At 52.2% G+C, this 14,074-nt stretch carries 14 protein-coding genes and 1 tRNA gene; all 15 read right to left on the bottom strand.

Going from position 1 to position 14,074, the window contains the following annotated elements:
• Position 1: 1 nt before the first annotated feature.
• A tRNA-Lys gene (locus ACLJRU_RS13650) sits at positions 2–77 on the bottom strand.
• 164 nt (positions 78–241) lie between these two features.
• Positions 242–1,030, bottom strand: coding sequence for a cell division protein CpoB (gene cpoB / locus ACLJRU_RS13655; protein ID WP_000097588.1), 789 nt, complete (start codon positions 1,028–1,030; stop codon positions 242–244).
• 9 nt (positions 1,031–1,039) lie between these two features.
• Positions 1,040–1,564: a peptidoglycan-associated lipoprotein Pal gene (gene pal, locus ACLJRU_RS13660; protein WP_001176621.1), complete on the bottom strand. Its 525-nt coding sequence runs from the start codon at positions 1,562–1,564 to the stop codon at positions 1,040–1,042.
• 34 nt (positions 1,565–1,598) lie between these two features.
• A complete protein-coding gene (tolB, locus tag ACLJRU_RS13665) occupies positions 1,599–2,891 on the bottom strand; it encodes a Tol-Pal system beta propeller repeat protein TolB (protein WP_001539503.1) in 1,293 nt (430 codons plus the stop codon).
• Between the two features lie 123 nt (positions 2,892–3,014).
• Positions 3,015–4,130 (bottom strand): cell envelope integrity protein TolA, encoded by a 1,116-nt coding sequence (gene tolA / locus ACLJRU_RS13670; RefSeq protein WP_079961189.1) that lies wholly within the window; start codon positions 4,128–4,130, stop codon positions 3,015–3,017.
• Between the two features lie 64 nt (positions 4,131–4,194).
• Positions 4,195–4,623 carry a colicin uptake protein TolR gene (gene tolR / locus ACLJRU_RS13675; RefSeq protein ID WP_000124676.1) on the bottom strand — a complete coding sequence of 143 codons (429 nt, stop codon included), beginning with the start codon at positions 4,621–4,623 and terminating at the stop codon, positions 4,195–4,197.
• Positions 4,624–4,626: 3 nt separating this feature from the next.
• Positions 4,627–5,319, bottom strand: coding sequence for a Tol-Pal system protein TolQ (gene tolQ, locus ACLJRU_RS13680; RefSeq protein WP_000131318.1), 693 nt, complete (start codon positions 5,317–5,319; stop codon positions 4,627–4,629).
• Positions 5,316–5,720, bottom strand: a complete 405-nt coding sequence (gene ybgC, locus ACLJRU_RS13685) for a tol-pal system-associated acyl-CoA thioesterase (protein ID WP_001046240.1) — start codon at positions 5,718–5,720, stop codon at positions 5,316–5,318. The genes tolQ and ybgC overlap by 4 nt, the downstream gene beginning before the upstream one ends.
• Before the next feature lie 228 nt (positions 5,721–5,948).
• Positions 5,949–6,242 carry a cyd operon protein YbgE gene (ybgE, locus tag ACLJRU_RS13690; protein WP_000148790.1) on the bottom strand — a complete coding sequence of 98 codons (294 nt, stop codon included), beginning with the start codon at positions 6,240–6,242 and terminating at the stop codon, positions 5,949–5,951.
• Positions 6,242–6,355, bottom strand: coding sequence for a cytochrome bd-I oxidase subunit CydX (gene cydX, locus ACLJRU_RS13695; protein WP_001539498.1), 114 nt, complete (start codon positions 6,353–6,355; stop codon positions 6,242–6,244). Before cydX ends, ybgE begins: the two co-directional genes overlap by 1 nt.
• 14 nt (positions 6,356–6,369) lie before the next feature.
• Positions 6,370–7,509: a cytochrome d ubiquinol oxidase subunit II gene (cydB, locus tag ACLJRU_RS13700; protein WP_001539496.1), complete on the bottom strand. Its 1,140-nt coding sequence runs from the start codon at positions 7,507–7,509 to the stop codon at positions 6,370–6,372.
• 15 nt (positions 7,510–7,524) lie between these two features.
• Entirely contained in the window at positions 7,525–9,093 is a 1,569-nt protein-coding gene (gene cydA / locus ACLJRU_RS13705; protein ID WP_000884374.1) for a cytochrome ubiquinol oxidase subunit I, read from the bottom strand.
• 1,582 nt (positions 9,094–10,675) lie between these two features.
• The gene (gene sucD / locus ACLJRU_RS13710; RefSeq protein WP_000114631.1) at positions 10,676–11,545 is read right to left on the bottom strand and encodes a succinate--CoA ligase subunit alpha; all 870 of its coding nucleotides are present in this window, start codon (positions 11,543–11,545) and stop codon (positions 10,676–10,678) included.
• A complete protein-coding gene (sucC, locus tag ACLJRU_RS13715; protein WP_001048590.1) occupies positions 11,545–12,711 on the bottom strand; it encodes an ADP-forming succinate--CoA ligase subunit beta in 1,167 nt (388 codons plus the stop codon). Before sucC ends, sucD begins: the two co-directional genes overlap by 1 nt.
• A gap of 141 nt (positions 12,712–12,852) precedes the next feature.
• Positions 12,853–14,061: a 2-oxoglutarate dehydrogenase complex dihydrolipoyllysine-residue succinyltransferase gene (gene odhB / locus ACLJRU_RS13720; RefSeq protein ID WP_000099858.1), complete on the bottom strand. Its 1,209-nt coding sequence runs from the start codon at positions 14,059–14,061 to the stop codon at positions 12,853–12,855.
• Positions 14,062–14,074 lie beyond the last annotated feature (13 nt).

Below are 14,074 nucleotides of genomic sequence, written 5' to 3' on the forward strand. Positions count from 1 at the left end.
TTGGTGGGTCGTGCAGGATTCGAACCTGCGACCAATTGATTAAAAGTCAACTGCTCTACCAACTGAGCTAACGACCCACTTTTACGTTGCTTTCGAGTTGTTTAATATCCCGTGGCAACGGCGGCATATATTACTGATTTCAGATTTGAGCGCAACAAAAATTTCGACGCAGAGGGCTCAACTGCTTAGGAATCGCACGACGCGACCAGAAAAAAGGCGTTTTCTGGTCGCATGGTACGCATTACATCGCGTTAAGACGCTTTTGCGCCTGTTTCGCGCCATCAGTGCCAGGATATTTGTTAATCACCTGCTGATAAACCGCTTTCGCTTTTGCCGTATCACCTTTGTCCTGCATGATAACGCCAACTTTGTACATCGCGTCCGCAGCCTTCGGCGACTTAGGATAGTTTTTTACTACCGAGGCGAAATAATAGGCGGCGTCATCTTTTTTACCCTTGTTGTAATTCAACTGGCCCAGCCAATAATTGGCGTTCGGCTGATAAGTAGAATCAGGGTATTTCTTGATGAAGTTCTGAAACGCCACAATCGCATCATCCTGGCGAGACTTATCCTGCACCAGCGCAATTGCCGCATTGTAATCGGTATTCGCATCGCCACTTTGTACCGGCGCCCCTGAGGTTGCCGTACCGGCATCCGGGGCGGGGGTCGCAGTGGTTGCCGCCCCGCTCTGGTCACCAGCTGCTGGCTGCGCTGCGCCGCCATTATTTAAGCTCCCCAGCTGCAGCATAATTTGCTTCTGGCGCTCCATCACCTGATTCAGTTGATACTGATTTTCCTGGATTTGGCCGCGCAAAGAATCGATATCGGACTGATTATCGGAGAGCTGCTGCTGAAGTTGGGTTAAAAGCTGGCTGTGAGCGTTAGAGATACGCTCAAGTTGAGTGACGCGGTCTTCGACCGAGCCTGAGCCGACACTACTGATTGGCGCCTGAGCAAAAGCGGCCCAAGGGGCCGCTATGCCAACCAGTAACGACAGACTCAACAGGTGACGTCTGAAGTTACTGCTCATGCAATTCTCTTAGTAAACCAGTACAGCGCGACGGTTCTTAGCGTAAGCCGCTTCGTCGTGGCCCAGTACGGCAGGTTTTTCTTTACCGTAAGAAACGATGGAGATCTGGTCAGCGGAAACGCCTTTACCCTGCAGGTACATTTTAACGGCGTTAGCACGACGCTCACCCAGGGAGATGTTGTACTCCGGAGTACCGCGTTCGTCCGCGTGACCTTCTACGGTGACTTTGTAAGACGGGTTGCTACGCAGGAAGTTAGCGTGCGCATCCAGCATTGCCGCGAAGTCAGAACGGATATCGTACTTGTCGAGATCGAAGTAAACGATGTTGTTCTGCTGCAGCTGCTGCATCTGCAGACGCGCTTGCTCTTCAGATGACATGTTGCCGTTGCCGTTAGCGTCCATACCAGTGCCGGCGCCGTTCAGCATACCGCCTTCGCTACCGTCATTGCTGGCGTTCTTGTTGGAAGAACATGCCGCGATTGCCATAACAGGCAGGGCAATCATCAGGCCCTTCAGCACTTTGTTCAGTTGCATTTCTTTAATTCCTTTAGTAATCAATTAATTATTATCACAGATACGGCGACCAGGCAGGCGATTTCACCTGACCATCAGTTGCCGGAAGACGCGCTTTGAAACGCCCATCTGTAGAAACCAAATTCAGCACAGATCCCATCCCCTGAGAAGAGCTGTAGATTACCATCGTGCCGTTAGGTGCCAGACTTGGCGTTTCATCCAGGAACGTTGACGACAGAACCTGTACGCCACCCGTCACCAGATCTTGTTTGGCAATGTGCTGCTGCCCGTTATTTGAGCTTACCATTACCATAAATTTACCGTCGCTGCTGACATCCGCATCCTGGTTTTGCGAACCTTCCCAGGTAATACGCTGCGCCGCACCGCCGTTAATGTTCATTTTATACACTTGCGGACGTCCAGCCTGGTCAGAAGTAAAGGCCAGAGTCTGGCTGTCCGGGAACCAGGTCGGCTCCGTATTGTTGCTACGCCCGTCCGTTATCTGACGAATCTGGCCGGAGGCGAGATCCATGACGTACAGGTTCAGACTTCCTGTTTTCGATAACGCGAACGCCAGTTTCGTCCCATCCGGCGAGAAGGCCGGCGCGCCGTTGTGACGCGGGAAGGACGCAACCTGACGCACTGAGCCGTTTGCCAGCGTCTGGATAACCAGCGCGGAGCGACCGCTTTCAAATGTCACGTAAGCCAGTTTTGAGCCGTCCGGAGACCACGCCGGAGACATCAACGGCTGCGGAGAACGGTGCACCACAAACTGATTGTAACCATCGTAATCCGACACACGCAGTTCATACGGGAACTGACCGCCATTAGTCTGTACCACATAGGCGATACGAGTACGGAACGCGCCCTTAATGCCCGTCAGTTTTTCAAAGACTTCGTCACTGGCAGTGTGGCCTGCATAACGCAGCCACTGCTTGTTCACTTTATAAGAGTTTTGCGCCAGTACAGTCCCCGGCGCGCCGCCAGTGTCAACCAGCTGATAAGCAATATTGTAGGAACCGTCCGGATTCGGCGTGACCTGTCCAACAACGACAGCATCAATACCCAGCGCAGACCATGCGGTAGGCTGAACTTCCTGAGCGGTGGCTGGCTGCTGCGGCAGTCGTGACCGGTCTAACGGATTAAATTTACCGCTATTGCGTAAATCTGCCGCCACGATGCCGCCGATATCTTCAGGCGCAGCGCCCGGCCCGGCCCATTTAAAAGGCACAACGCCAATCGGTCGCGCCGAGTCCACCCCCTGGGTGATCTCGATACGGACTTCTGCGTGCAGCACCGCCGCCCACAGCATCAGAAAACCAAATGCTACTCGTAATGCCTGCTTCATCATATCTCCCATACCTGGGCCTGCGACCCACGATAATTTAGCAGAATGTTAACAAACTCAAATACACAAAACCACCAGGACCAGTAACAACTCAACCGCTCCAACTTCCATAAAGAAAAGTATCTACAGTTTAAAGTCTAGTTTGGCATCCTTTATTTTCTCATAAACAGCCTGGCTTGGCGGTTTAGGAATTTTCGCGGTTTTTGCCGCCATTAACGCCGCCTGACAAAGCGCCGGATCGCCGCCCTCAGACGTAATGCTTTTTAATGAGCCATCCGGCGCCAGGCTAATATGCAAGACACATTGTTTGCCCTGATACAGGCTCGCATCATACAGACGGCTCTGAATGGCGACCTGAATCTGTTTCGCGTAGGCGCTGATATCAGCGCCTGTCGCCCCACCGTTAGCGCCCGATGTACCGCTATCTTTCGATGGCTGACCATTCCCTTTCGCGCCGCCGCCGGTTTTCGGCGCATTCTTACCCGAGCTGAGATCGCCAAGCAGATCGTCGACGCCTTCTGCGGCGGCCGCTTTTTTCTTAGCGTCCGCCGCTGCTTTCGCCGCCGCGGCATCCGCTTTCTTCTTCGCCTCCGCCGCCGCTTTCGCCGCCTCGGCATCCGCTTTCTTCTTCGCCTCCGCCGCCGCTTTCGCCGCTTCGGCTTCCGCTTTCTTCTTCGCCTCCGCCGCCGCTTTCGCCGCTTCGGCCTCTGCTTTCTTCTTCGCGTCCGCCGCCGCTTTCGCCGCTTCGGCTTCCGCTTTCTTCTTCGCGTCCGCTGCCGCTTTTACCGCTTCGGCTTCCGCTTTCTTCTTCGCGTCCGCCGCCGCTTTCGCCGCTTCTTCGGCCTGTTGCTGCTGTTGCGCCAGTTTTGCCGCTTCTTCAGCCTGCTTTTGCTGCTCCTGAGCCGCTAAACGTTCTTTCTCAAGTTGTTTCAACCGCTCCTGTTCAGCAGCCTGCTTCTGCTGCAGCTCCTCTGCTTGCTGCTGTTGCAGCTTTTTACGCTCTTCTTCCGCGCGTCTGGCGCTGGCCTGTTGATCCTGCTGACGGTTGTACTGCTGCACAACGGCGCCAGGATCGACCATCACCGCGTCGATAGCGGAACCACCGCCGCCGCCGGCAGAAGCCTCTATATGCTCATCAAACGAACTCCAGATCAGCACTGCAAATAAGATGATATGCAGCACGGCTGAAATAATTATCGCCCGTTTGAGCTTGTCGTTTTGTTCGGTTGCCTTTGACACTCTCGGTTCCCAAAAAACTGTTCGCCTGTTACTCGCCGTCTTTCAAGCCAACGGGACGCAGACTTCAGATTGGCTGCGTCATTAAGCCAACCGATTTTACGCCCGCGCTGTGTAACAAGTTCAGCGCTTTAATTATTTCATCGTACGGCACCTCTTTCGCGCCGCCGATTAAAAAGACTGTTTTCGGATTAGCCTGCAGATGACGCTTTACTTCTGCGATCACCTGTTCAGACGGCAGTTGATCCATTCGATCTTTATCAACCACTACGCTGTATTGCCCTACTCCGGAAACCTCAATAATGACCGGTGGATCGTCGTTACTACTGACCGCCTGCGACTGATTCGCCTCGGGCAAGTCAACTTCCACGCTCTGGGTAATGATCGGCGCGGTTGCCATAAAGATCAGCAGCAGCACCAACAGTACGTCGAGCAGCGGTACAATATTGATTTCGGACTTAAGTTCGCGACGACCTCGTCCACGCGTTCTGGCCATGGCTTACCCCTTGTTGCTTTCGCTTACGGTAAACGCCTGGCGGTGCAGAATCGCGGTGAACTCTTCCATAAAGTTGTCGTAATTCAGTTCCAGCTTGTTCACGCGCTGATTCAGTCGGTTGTAAGCCATAACCGCAGGGATGGCGGCAAACAGACCAATCGCCGTGGCAATCAATGCTTCGGCAATACCCGGCGCAACCATTTGCAGAGTCGCCTGTTTCACCGCGCCCAGGGCGATAAACGCATGCATAATCCCCCATACGGTGCCAAACAGACCGATATAAGGACTGATTGAGCCTACCGTGCCAAGAAACGGGATATGCGTTTCCAGCGTTTCCAGCTCTCGGTTCATGGAGATGCGCATCGCACGCGACGCCCCCTCTACCACTGCCTCCGGCGCATGGCTGTTGGCGCGATGGAGCCGGACAAACTCTTTGAACCCGCTATAAAAGATTTGTTCCGAGCCCGACAGACTATCGCGCCTCCCCTGGCTTTCCTGGTACAGACGCGATAGTTCGATTCCGGACCAGAATTTATCTTCAAACGCTTCCGCCTCACGCGCAGCGGCGTTCAGAATACGCGTTCGCTGGATAATGATGGCCCAGGATGCTATTGAAAAACCAATCAAAATCAACATGATAAGTTTAACCAGAAGGCTTGCCTTCAGGAACAAATCAAGGATATTCATGTCAGTCACTGCTTAAACTCCGCGACAATAGACTTAGGAAGCGCACGAGGCTTCATTTTGAGTGGATCAACGCAAACAATCAGAACCTCTGCTTCATTTAGCAGCGTGTTCTCTGCGTTGACAATGCGTTGCGTGAAAACCAAAGCGGTGCCACGCATTGACGTAATTTCTGTTTGAACTTCAAGCATATCGTCGAGCCGCGCAGGCGCATAGTATTCCAGCGTCATCTTGCGCACTACAAAGGCGACCCGCTCCGCCAGCAGCACCTGTTGGCTGAAGTGATGGTGACGCAGCATCTCCGTGCGCGCTCTTTCATAAAAAGCGACATAGCTGGCGTGATAAACCACACCGCCGGCGTCCGTGTCTTCGTAATAAACTCGAATTGGCCATCGAAACATATACTTATTCATCCCTGCAGCCTCTTTGTTGGCGTCATCCGCTTGCCGCCGTAATGCCTCAAGAATGCCGTTGTATATCGCCTTGTATTCACTTTACATCCCGGTAATGCAACAAAAGTAGAGCTTTTAAACGTTGCTACTATACGCGTGGGAATGAGGCTTGGGAATGGGGGGAAGTTAAGGGAGAGTAAAAATATATGGGCTTATGCAAGCCCCTATATTTTTAAGGAGGTTTCTTATTCACAAGAAGAAGAAAATCAGGCCGACGATAAGGACGATATCCGCAAGGAGCGGACAGAAAATCCCTTGCCAGTGTACGGATTCAGGGCGAAAACCCACGCCGTGGATTATGCCTGCGCAAACCGCCCACATCAGCAATAATCCGTGCCAGATTTCAAGCGTGCTGGTCCTGGCGGCAAACCGTGACGGGTCCCAGAACATACATCCTGCCAGCACTATCGCCATCACGAAGGAAAGCGCCCTTAACGGGCGCTTGTCCATTACCGCATACAGTTTTGCGATAATATGGGTCATTAGCTTTCTTCTTGACCGGTTCTACCCGCTTCAACGTGCTCAAGCACCAGGGCGGTAATGATCCCGAATGCACAGGCAAGAAGCGTTCCCAGAATCCATGCGAAATACCACATTTTAAGCTCCTTACTTAGTACAGAGAGTGGGTGTTGCTTTCAATATGTTCTTTAGTGATACGACCGAACATTTTCCAGTAACACCAGCTGGTGTAGATCAGAATGATCGGTACGAACACCGCCGCAACCCAGGTCATCAGGTTCAGCGTCATCTGGCTGGATGTCGCATCCCACATGGTCAGGCTGGCATTCATCATCGTGCTGGACGGCATCACAAACGGGAATATAGCGATACCCGCCGTCAGAATAATGCAGGCCAGGGTCAGCGAAGAGAACAGGAATGCCCACGCGCCTTTCTCCATACGGGAAGTCAGGATAGTCAGCAGCGGCAGAACCACGCCCAGAGCCGGAACCAACCACAGGATCGGAGCATTATTAAAGTTCACCAGCCAGGCGCCAGCTTCACGCGCCACTTCTTTAGTCAGCGGGTTAGAGGCGGCATGATGGTCAATCGCGGATGTCACGACATAACCATCAATACCATACATTACCCAAACGCCCGCCAGCGCAAAGCACACTAATGTCACCAGCGCCGCAATCTGCGAGGTGGCGCGCGCGCGCAGGTGCAGTTCGCCAACGGTGCGCATTTGCAGGTAAGTCGCCCCCTGCGTGATGATCATCCCTACGCTTACGATACCCGCCAGCAGACCAAACGGGTTCAGCAACTGGAAGAAGTTACCGGTGTAGTACAGACGCAGATACTCATCCACGTGGAACGGTACGCCCTGCAACAGGTTGCCAAAGGCCACGCCAATCACCAGCGGCGGCACAAAGCTACCGATGAACACGCCCCAGTCCCACATGTTGCGCCAGCGCGGGTCTTCAATCTTGGAACGGTAATCAAAACCGACCGGACGGAAGAACAAAGACGCCAGCACCAGGATCATCGCCACATAGAAACCGGAGAACGCCGCGGCGTAAACCATCGGCCAGGCAGCAAACAACGCACCGCCCGCGGTGATCAACCACACCTGGTTACCGTCCCAGTGCGGGGCGATAGAGTTAATCATAATTCGACGTTCGGTGTCGTTACGACCGAGGAAACGGGTGAGCATCCCCACCCCCATATCGAACCCATCGGTGACAGCGAAACCAATTAGCAAAATGCCAACCAGCAGCCACCAGATAAAACGTAGTACTTCATAATCGATCATTTGACGACTCCTGTCTTAGCGTGCCGGCTGAGAAGTCACGGTGGACTGCTCAAAGTGATAGCGATCGGTTTTCAGGCTGCTTGGGCCAAGGCGTGCAAATTTGAACATCAGGAACAATTCTGCCACCAGGAACAGGGTATACAGGCCGCAAATCAGGAACATGGAGAACAGCAGATCGCCCACGGTCAGCGATGAGTTCGCCACGGCTGTCGGCAACACTTCGCCGATCGCCCACGGCTGACGACCATACTCGGCGACGAACCAACCTGCTTCAACCGCAATCCACGGCAGTGGAATACCGTACAGCGCCGCGCGCAACAGCCATTTTTTCTCACCGATGCGGTTACTAATCACGCTCCAGAAGGAAAGTGCGATGATCGCCAGCAGCAGGAAGCCGCACGCCACCATGATACGGAAAGCGAAGTACAGCGGCGCAACGCGAGGAATAGAATCTTTCGTCGCTTGCTGGATCTGCGCTTCGGTCGCGTCAGTCACATTAGGCGTATAGCGTTTCAGCAGCAGGCCGTAACCGAGATCTTTCTTCATGCTGTTAAACTGGTCGCGAACGGCCTGGTCGGTAGAACCGGCGCGCAGCTGCTCCAGCAGTTCATAAGCTTTCATCCCGTTACGGATACGCTCTTCATGCTGAACCATGAGATCTTTCAGGCCAATAACCGGCGTGTCCACGGAACGCGTAGCGATAATGCCGAGCGCATAAGGAATCTGAATCGCCAGATGGTTTTCCTGTTTGTCCTGGTCAGGAATGCCGAACAGGGTAAAGGAGGCCGGAGCAGGTTGCGTTTCCCATTCTGCTTCAATCGCAGCGAGCTTGGTTTTCTGCACGTCGCCCATTTCGTAACCGGATTCGTCACCGAGTACGATAACGGACAGTACGGCAGCCATACCGAAGCTGGCAGCAATAGCAAAGGAGCGTTTAGCAAAGGCGAAGTCACGACCTTTCAGCATGTAGTAAGCGCTGATACCGAGGATGAACATCGCGCCGGTGACATAACCGGACGCCACAGTGTGAACAAATTTCACCTGTGCTACCGGGTTCAGCACCAGTTCAGAGAAGCTCACCATTTCCATACGCATGGTTTCGAAATTGAAATCCGCAGCGATTGGGTTTTGCATCCAGCCGTTCGCTACCAGAATCCACAACGCGGAGAGGTTGGACCCCAGAGCCACCAGCCAGGTGACGCACATATGCTGAACTTTACTCAGACGATCCCAGCCGAAGAAGAACAGACCTACAAAGGTGGATTCGAGGAAGAAGGCCATCAAACCTTCGATGGCCAGCGGCGCACCGAAGATGTCCCCAACATAGTGGGAGTAGTACGACCAGTTTGTCCCGAACTGGAACTCCATGGTCAAACCGGTAGCCACACCCAGAGCAAAGTTGATACCAAACAACTTGCCCCAGAACTTGGTCATATCTTTATAAATCTGTTTGCCGGAAAGGACGTATACCGTTTCCATAATGGCCAGCAGGAACGCCATACCGAGCGTTAGCGGCACAAACAGGAAGTGGTACATCGCGGTCAAGGCAAACTGTAAGCGCGACAGTTCGACTATATCTAACATCATGACTCCTTGCTCATCGCATGAAGACTCCGAGAGTGAACCCCGTTAGAAAGGGTCACACGCATGCCCCAATACAAATTTATTTGCGGCCTTCCATCGTACTATCCCCTCGGGAAGGAAACAGTAATGATGAAAAGTTACAAACATGTTAATAAAAAACCCAAATTGATCCCGCAAATATATTACGCCGTAAAACCCTTACAATAAACAGGTTTTTAGTGGGTCAGATTTGCTTTTTTCGACAGCGATCAATTTATGGCTAATCTATCGCTTTTCAGGGAATTTGATCACGGACAATTTAACCAGTTTTGATGCTCTTTTCCAACATTTAAATATTGATTAAAATCAATTTTTGAAGTTAATGTTAATAATGTTTATTCATTGAATGCATGGTGAATTTTTTGTTAACTTTTTGTTTTTGCAAAGAGTAATTTCAAACTCCCTGTAAAAAGAGGCTTATTCGATAAGGCTAAACATTTTGTGCGTTTTTTACTGCCCCGCATCCAGTAAAAAACATTCCACATTGATGTTCAATTATTGCTAAATAGCTCACAGATTTTTTCTGCAGGTTATCAACACTTATTATTTTATACATTTAGTCTATTTTTATTTTACTTATAATTAACACCGCAAAGAAACTATCTCATTGCACACGCGCCATCATCCCACCGGGATTACCCTGTCCCAACTTCCCTTTCCCGACGACTAATGGCCAGGATCATCTTGCCAGGTTATCGTCTTAATTATCGCTAATAAGCTTTCCAGATAGCCAGAAACAAACATTTTATTCGCTACTTTTTCTTTATTTCAATAACACCGTATTTGCCTCTCTATAATTATTATAGTGAAGATTCTGTTATCACCTTCACAGATTTACCCTCAATTTCTACGTCACTCATAGTGATAATTCTGTTTATTCGCAGCCATAAATACCCTTTAGACATGATTAATCACGAACGAATAGTGTCAATAAGTTCTTAATAATTTTTAAAGTTAACCTCTTTTAACCAGAAAAAGTTCATATGATTTATTAAACGATATCTTTAATACTTCAGGGAAATAATGCTGGTACTCTTATGATTAAAATAGCTGTTTTATTCTGCCATTAAACAAGCAGTCTGTGTAAGCGCGATACATCTGAGGAGACGTGTAGTTCGCGCTCAGGCAAACATGCGCGGCCACAGAGTCAAGCGTCAATTTACTATAGAGGTTAGCGTCAACATAGTGTAATGCTGCAATGCGTTTTTTTCATGGCGGAAAGCGCATAATCCGTCTCCAGTGAGGTCGGCAGGTCTTTCACTAAGACAGCATCTGTATTTGCTGCAAAAGAGTTAACCAGCAAACTGAGTAAATTTACTGCCGCAGCCAGACGGTTATTATCAATTATTTTTAGACTCCACCATGTTTTTTTAATGAGGCATTATTTTCCTATAGTTCAATATTTACAAAGCCAATAATTTTATATCCCGGATGCTTCACCCGTACTTTGCCACAAACAATAAAGCCATAAAAAAGGCCACCGTAAAGGTGGCCAACCATGTCGAAAACGGACATTTATCTGTTCCCGCAGGAACAGCGAGTTTTATTTTATAATTGCTTTCAGCGCTTCGCCGATATCGGCCAGACTGCGAACCGTCTTCACGCCAGCAGCTTCCAGCGCGGCGAATTTTTCATCCGCGGTGCCTTTACCACCGGCAATGATGGCGCCAGCGTGGCCCATACGCTTGCCTTTCGGCGCGGTCACACCCGCGATATAGCCAACAACCGGCTTGGTCACGTGGTCTTTAATGTAAGCCGCCGCTTCTTCTTCTGCACTACCGCCGATCTCACCGATCATCACAATCGCTTCAGTCTGCGGATCTTCCTGGAACAGTTTCAGGATATCGATAAAGTTAGAGCCCGGAATCGGGTCGCCGCCGATACCCACGCAGGTGGACTGGCCGAAACCGTAGTCGGTGGTCTGCTTAACCGCTTCGTAGGTCAGCGTGCCGGAACGGGAAACGATACCCACTTTACCCGGCTTATGAATGTGACCCGGCATGATGCCGATTTTGCATTCGCCCGGGGTGATCACACCTGGGCAGTTCGGGCCGATCATGCGCACGCCTGCTTCGTCCAGCTTCACTTTCACGGTCAGCATATCCAGCGTCGGAATACCTTCGGTGATGGTGATAATCAGTTTGATGCCTGCGTCGATCGCTTCCAGAATGGAGTCTTTGCAGAACGGCGCCGGGACGTAGATAACGGATGCGGTCGCACCGGTAGCTTCTACCGCTTCGCGCACGGTGTTGAACACCGGCAGCCCCAGATGCGTGGTGCCGCCTTTGCCCGGCGTTACGCCGCCCACCATCTGCGTACCGTAAGCAATCGCCTGTTCGGAGTGGAAAGTCCCCTGGCTACCGGTGAAGCCCTGGCAGATAACCTTGGTATCTTTATTAATTAAAACGGACATTATTTCCCCTCCACTGCGGCAACAACCTGCTGAGCTGCATCCGTCAGACTTTTCGCTGCAATAATATTCAGGCCACTGTCAGCCAGTTTCTTCGCGCCGAGTTCGGCGTTGTTGCCTTCCAGACGCACCACCACCGGAACGTTCACGCCCACTTCTTCCACCGCGCCGATGATACCGTCGGCAATCAGGTCACAACGGACGATACCGCCGAAGATGTTAACCAGAACCGCTTTCACGTTGTCATCCGAGAGGATAATTTTAAACGCTTCGGTGACGCGCTCTTTGGTTGCGCCGCCGCCCACGTCAAGGAAGTTAGCCGGTTCGCCGCCATGCAGCTTAACGATGTCCATGGTGCCCATCGCCAGACCCGCGCCGTTCACCATGCAACCGATGTTGCCGTCCAGCGCGACGTAGTTCAGTTCCCACTGCGCTGCCTGCGCTTCACGCGGGTCTTCCTGAGACTGGTCACGCATTTCACGCAGATCCGGCTGGCGGAACAGCGCGTTGCCGTCAGCGCCCAGCTTGCCGTCGAGGCAAATCAGATCGCCCTGCTTAGTAATCACCAGCGGATTAATTTCGATTAGCGCCAGGTCGCGCTCAAGGAAAATGGTTGCCAGGCCCATAAAGATTTTGGTGAACTGCTGCACCAGTTTACCTTCCAGACCCAATTTGAACGCCAGTTCCCGTCCCTGATACGGCATCGGGCCGGTCAGCGGATCGAGCGCGACTTTATGGATCAGATGCGGGGTTTCCTCCGCGACTTTTTCGATCTCTACGCCACCTTCGGTAGACGCCATAAAGACCACGCGACGAGAACTACGGTCAACTACCGCGCCGAGGTACAGTTCTTTGCCGATGTCGGTCGCCGCTTCAACCAGAATCTGGTTTACCGGTTGGCCATTAGCGTCTGTTTGATAGGTCACCAGACGTTTGCCCAGCCAGTTTTCCGCAAAGGCGCGAATCTCTTCCTTGCTTTTTACTACCTTCACACCGCCCGCTTTGCCGCGGCCGCCAGCGTGAACCTGACATTTCACTACCCACGGGCCGGCACCGATTTTAGACGCGGCTTCTTCGGCTTCACGCGGAGTAGTACAGGCATAACCCACCGGCGCCGGTAAGCCATAGCGGGCAAAAAGTTGTTTTGCCTGATATTCATGTAAGTTCATGTGTTCTGTCCATCCTTCAGGTAATCGTTATCTTTAGACCTGTAGGCCTGAAAGCTGCGCGCCATCAGGCATTACACCATCGCCGGATGGCGGCGTGAACGCCTTATCCGGCCTACAGGTAGCAGGTGATGCTCTTGCTGACTACACGTCCAACAGCAGACGGGTCGGATCTTCCAGCAACTCTTTGATGGTGACCAGGAAGCCCACGGATTCGCGACCATCGATCAGGCGATGATCGTAAGAGAGCGCCAGGTACATCATCGGCAGGATTTCCACCTTGCCATCCACCGCCATCGGCCTGTCTTTAATAGCATGCATTCCCAGAATCGCGCTCTGCGGCGGGTTGATGATCGGGGTAGACATCAGCGAACCGAATACGCCGCCGTTGGTAATGGTAAAGTTACCACCGGTCAGGTCTTCTACGGTCAGCTTGCCGTCGCGGCCTTTGACAGCCAGTTCTTTAATTTTTTTCTCGATGTCAGCCATGCCCAGCGTATCCACGTCACGCAGGACCGGCGTGACCAGGCCGCGCGGCGTAGACACCGCCATGCTCACATCAAAGTAGTTGTGATACACCACGTCATCGCCGTCGATAGAGGCGTTCACTTCCGGATAACGCTTCAGCGCTTCCACTACCGCTTTCACGTAGAAGGACATAAAGCCCAGGCGGATACCATGACGTTTTTCAAACACTTCGCCATACTGCTTACGCAAATCCATAATCGGCTTCATGTTGACTTCATTGAAGGTCGTCAGCATGGCGGTGGAATTTTTCGCTTCCAGTAGACGCTCGGCCACGCGCTTGCGCAGGCGGGTCATTGGCACGCGTTTTTCGCCGCGCGCGCCCAGAGCGGGTTGTGCTGCAGGTTCAACAGCGGGTGCTTTAGACTCGCCTTTCGCCAGATGTTTTTCCACATCTTCACGGGTCAGACGCCCACCCACACCAGTGCCTTTAATGGCGCTGGCTTCCAGATTGTGTTCAGCCAGCAGGCGACGGATCGCCGGGCTGAGCGCATCGTTGTTTTGTTCTTCCAGCGACGCCTGCTGGCGCTGTGCCGGCGTAGACGCTTTCTCTTCAGATTTCGCGCTGGTCTCTTTACCCGCGCTGTTTCCTTCACGCAGGCGACCCAGGATCTGGCGAGAGGTGACAGTCGTCCCCTCCTCTTCCAGAACCGCATCCAGAATGCCGTCCGCTGATGCCGGTACTTCCAGTACCACTTTGTCAGTTTCGATTTCTACCAGCACTTCGTCACGAACAACCGCATCGCCCGGTTTTTTATGCCAGGTGGCGACGGTCGCGTCCGCTACGGACTCAGGCAGGTCGGGAACAAGAATATCTACGCTACTCATTATTTATCCTTTA

This window comes from Salmonella sp. SAL00653, assembly GCF_046552515.1.
Lineage (GTDB): Bacteria > Pseudomonadota > Gammaproteobacteria > Enterobacterales > Enterobacteriaceae > Salmonella > Salmonella enterica.

What these genes read in the sequence shown, in the direction of transcription:
- tolR (WP_000124676.1), bottom strand. Translation starts at nt 4,623, where the DNA reads ATGGCCAGAACGCGTGGACGAGGTCGTCGCGAACTTAAGTCCGAAATC.
- ybgC (WP_001046240.1), bottom strand. Translation starts at nt 5,720, where the DNA reads ATGAATAAGTATATGTTTCGATGGCCAATTCGAGTTTATTACGAAGAC.
- tolB (WP_001539503.1), bottom strand. Translation starts at nt 2,891, where the DNA reads ATGAAGCAGGCATTACGAGTAGCATTTGGTTTTCTGATGCTGTGGGCG.
- cydA (WP_000884374.1), bottom strand. Translation starts at nt 9,093, where the DNA reads ATGTTAGATATAGTCGAACTGTCGCGCTTACAGTTTGCCTTGACCGCG.
- sucD (WP_000114631.1), bottom strand. Translation starts at nt 11,545, where the DNA reads ATGTCCGTTTTAATTAATAAAGATACCAAGGTTATCTGCCAGGGCTTC.
- cydB (WP_001539496.1), bottom strand. Translation starts at nt 7,509, where the DNA reads ATGATCGATTATGAAGTACTACGTTTTATCTGGTGGCTGCTGGTTGGC.
- odhB (WP_000099858.1), bottom strand. Translation starts at nt 14,061, where the DNA reads ATGAGTAGCGTAGATATTCTTGTTCCCGACCTGCCTGAGTCCGTAGCG.
- sucC (WP_001048590.1), bottom strand. Translation starts at nt 12,711, where the DNA reads ATGAACTTACATGAATATCAGGCAAAACAACTTTTTGCCCGCTATGGC.
- cpoB (WP_000097588.1), bottom strand. Translation starts at nt 1,030, where the DNA reads ATGAGCAGTAACTTCAGACGTCACCTGTTGAGTCTGTCGTTACTGGTT.
- cydX (WP_001539498.1), bottom strand. Translation starts at nt 6,355, where the DNA reads ATGTGGTATTTCGCATGGATTCTGGGAACGCTTCTTGCCTGTGCATTC.
- pal (WP_001176621.1), bottom strand. Translation starts at nt 1,564, where the DNA reads ATGCAACTGAACAAAGTGCTGAAGGGCCTGATGATTGCCCTGCCTGTT.
- ybgE (WP_000148790.1), bottom strand. Translation starts at nt 6,242, where the DNA reads ATGACCCATATTATCGCAAAACTGTATGCGGTAATGGACAAGCGCCCG.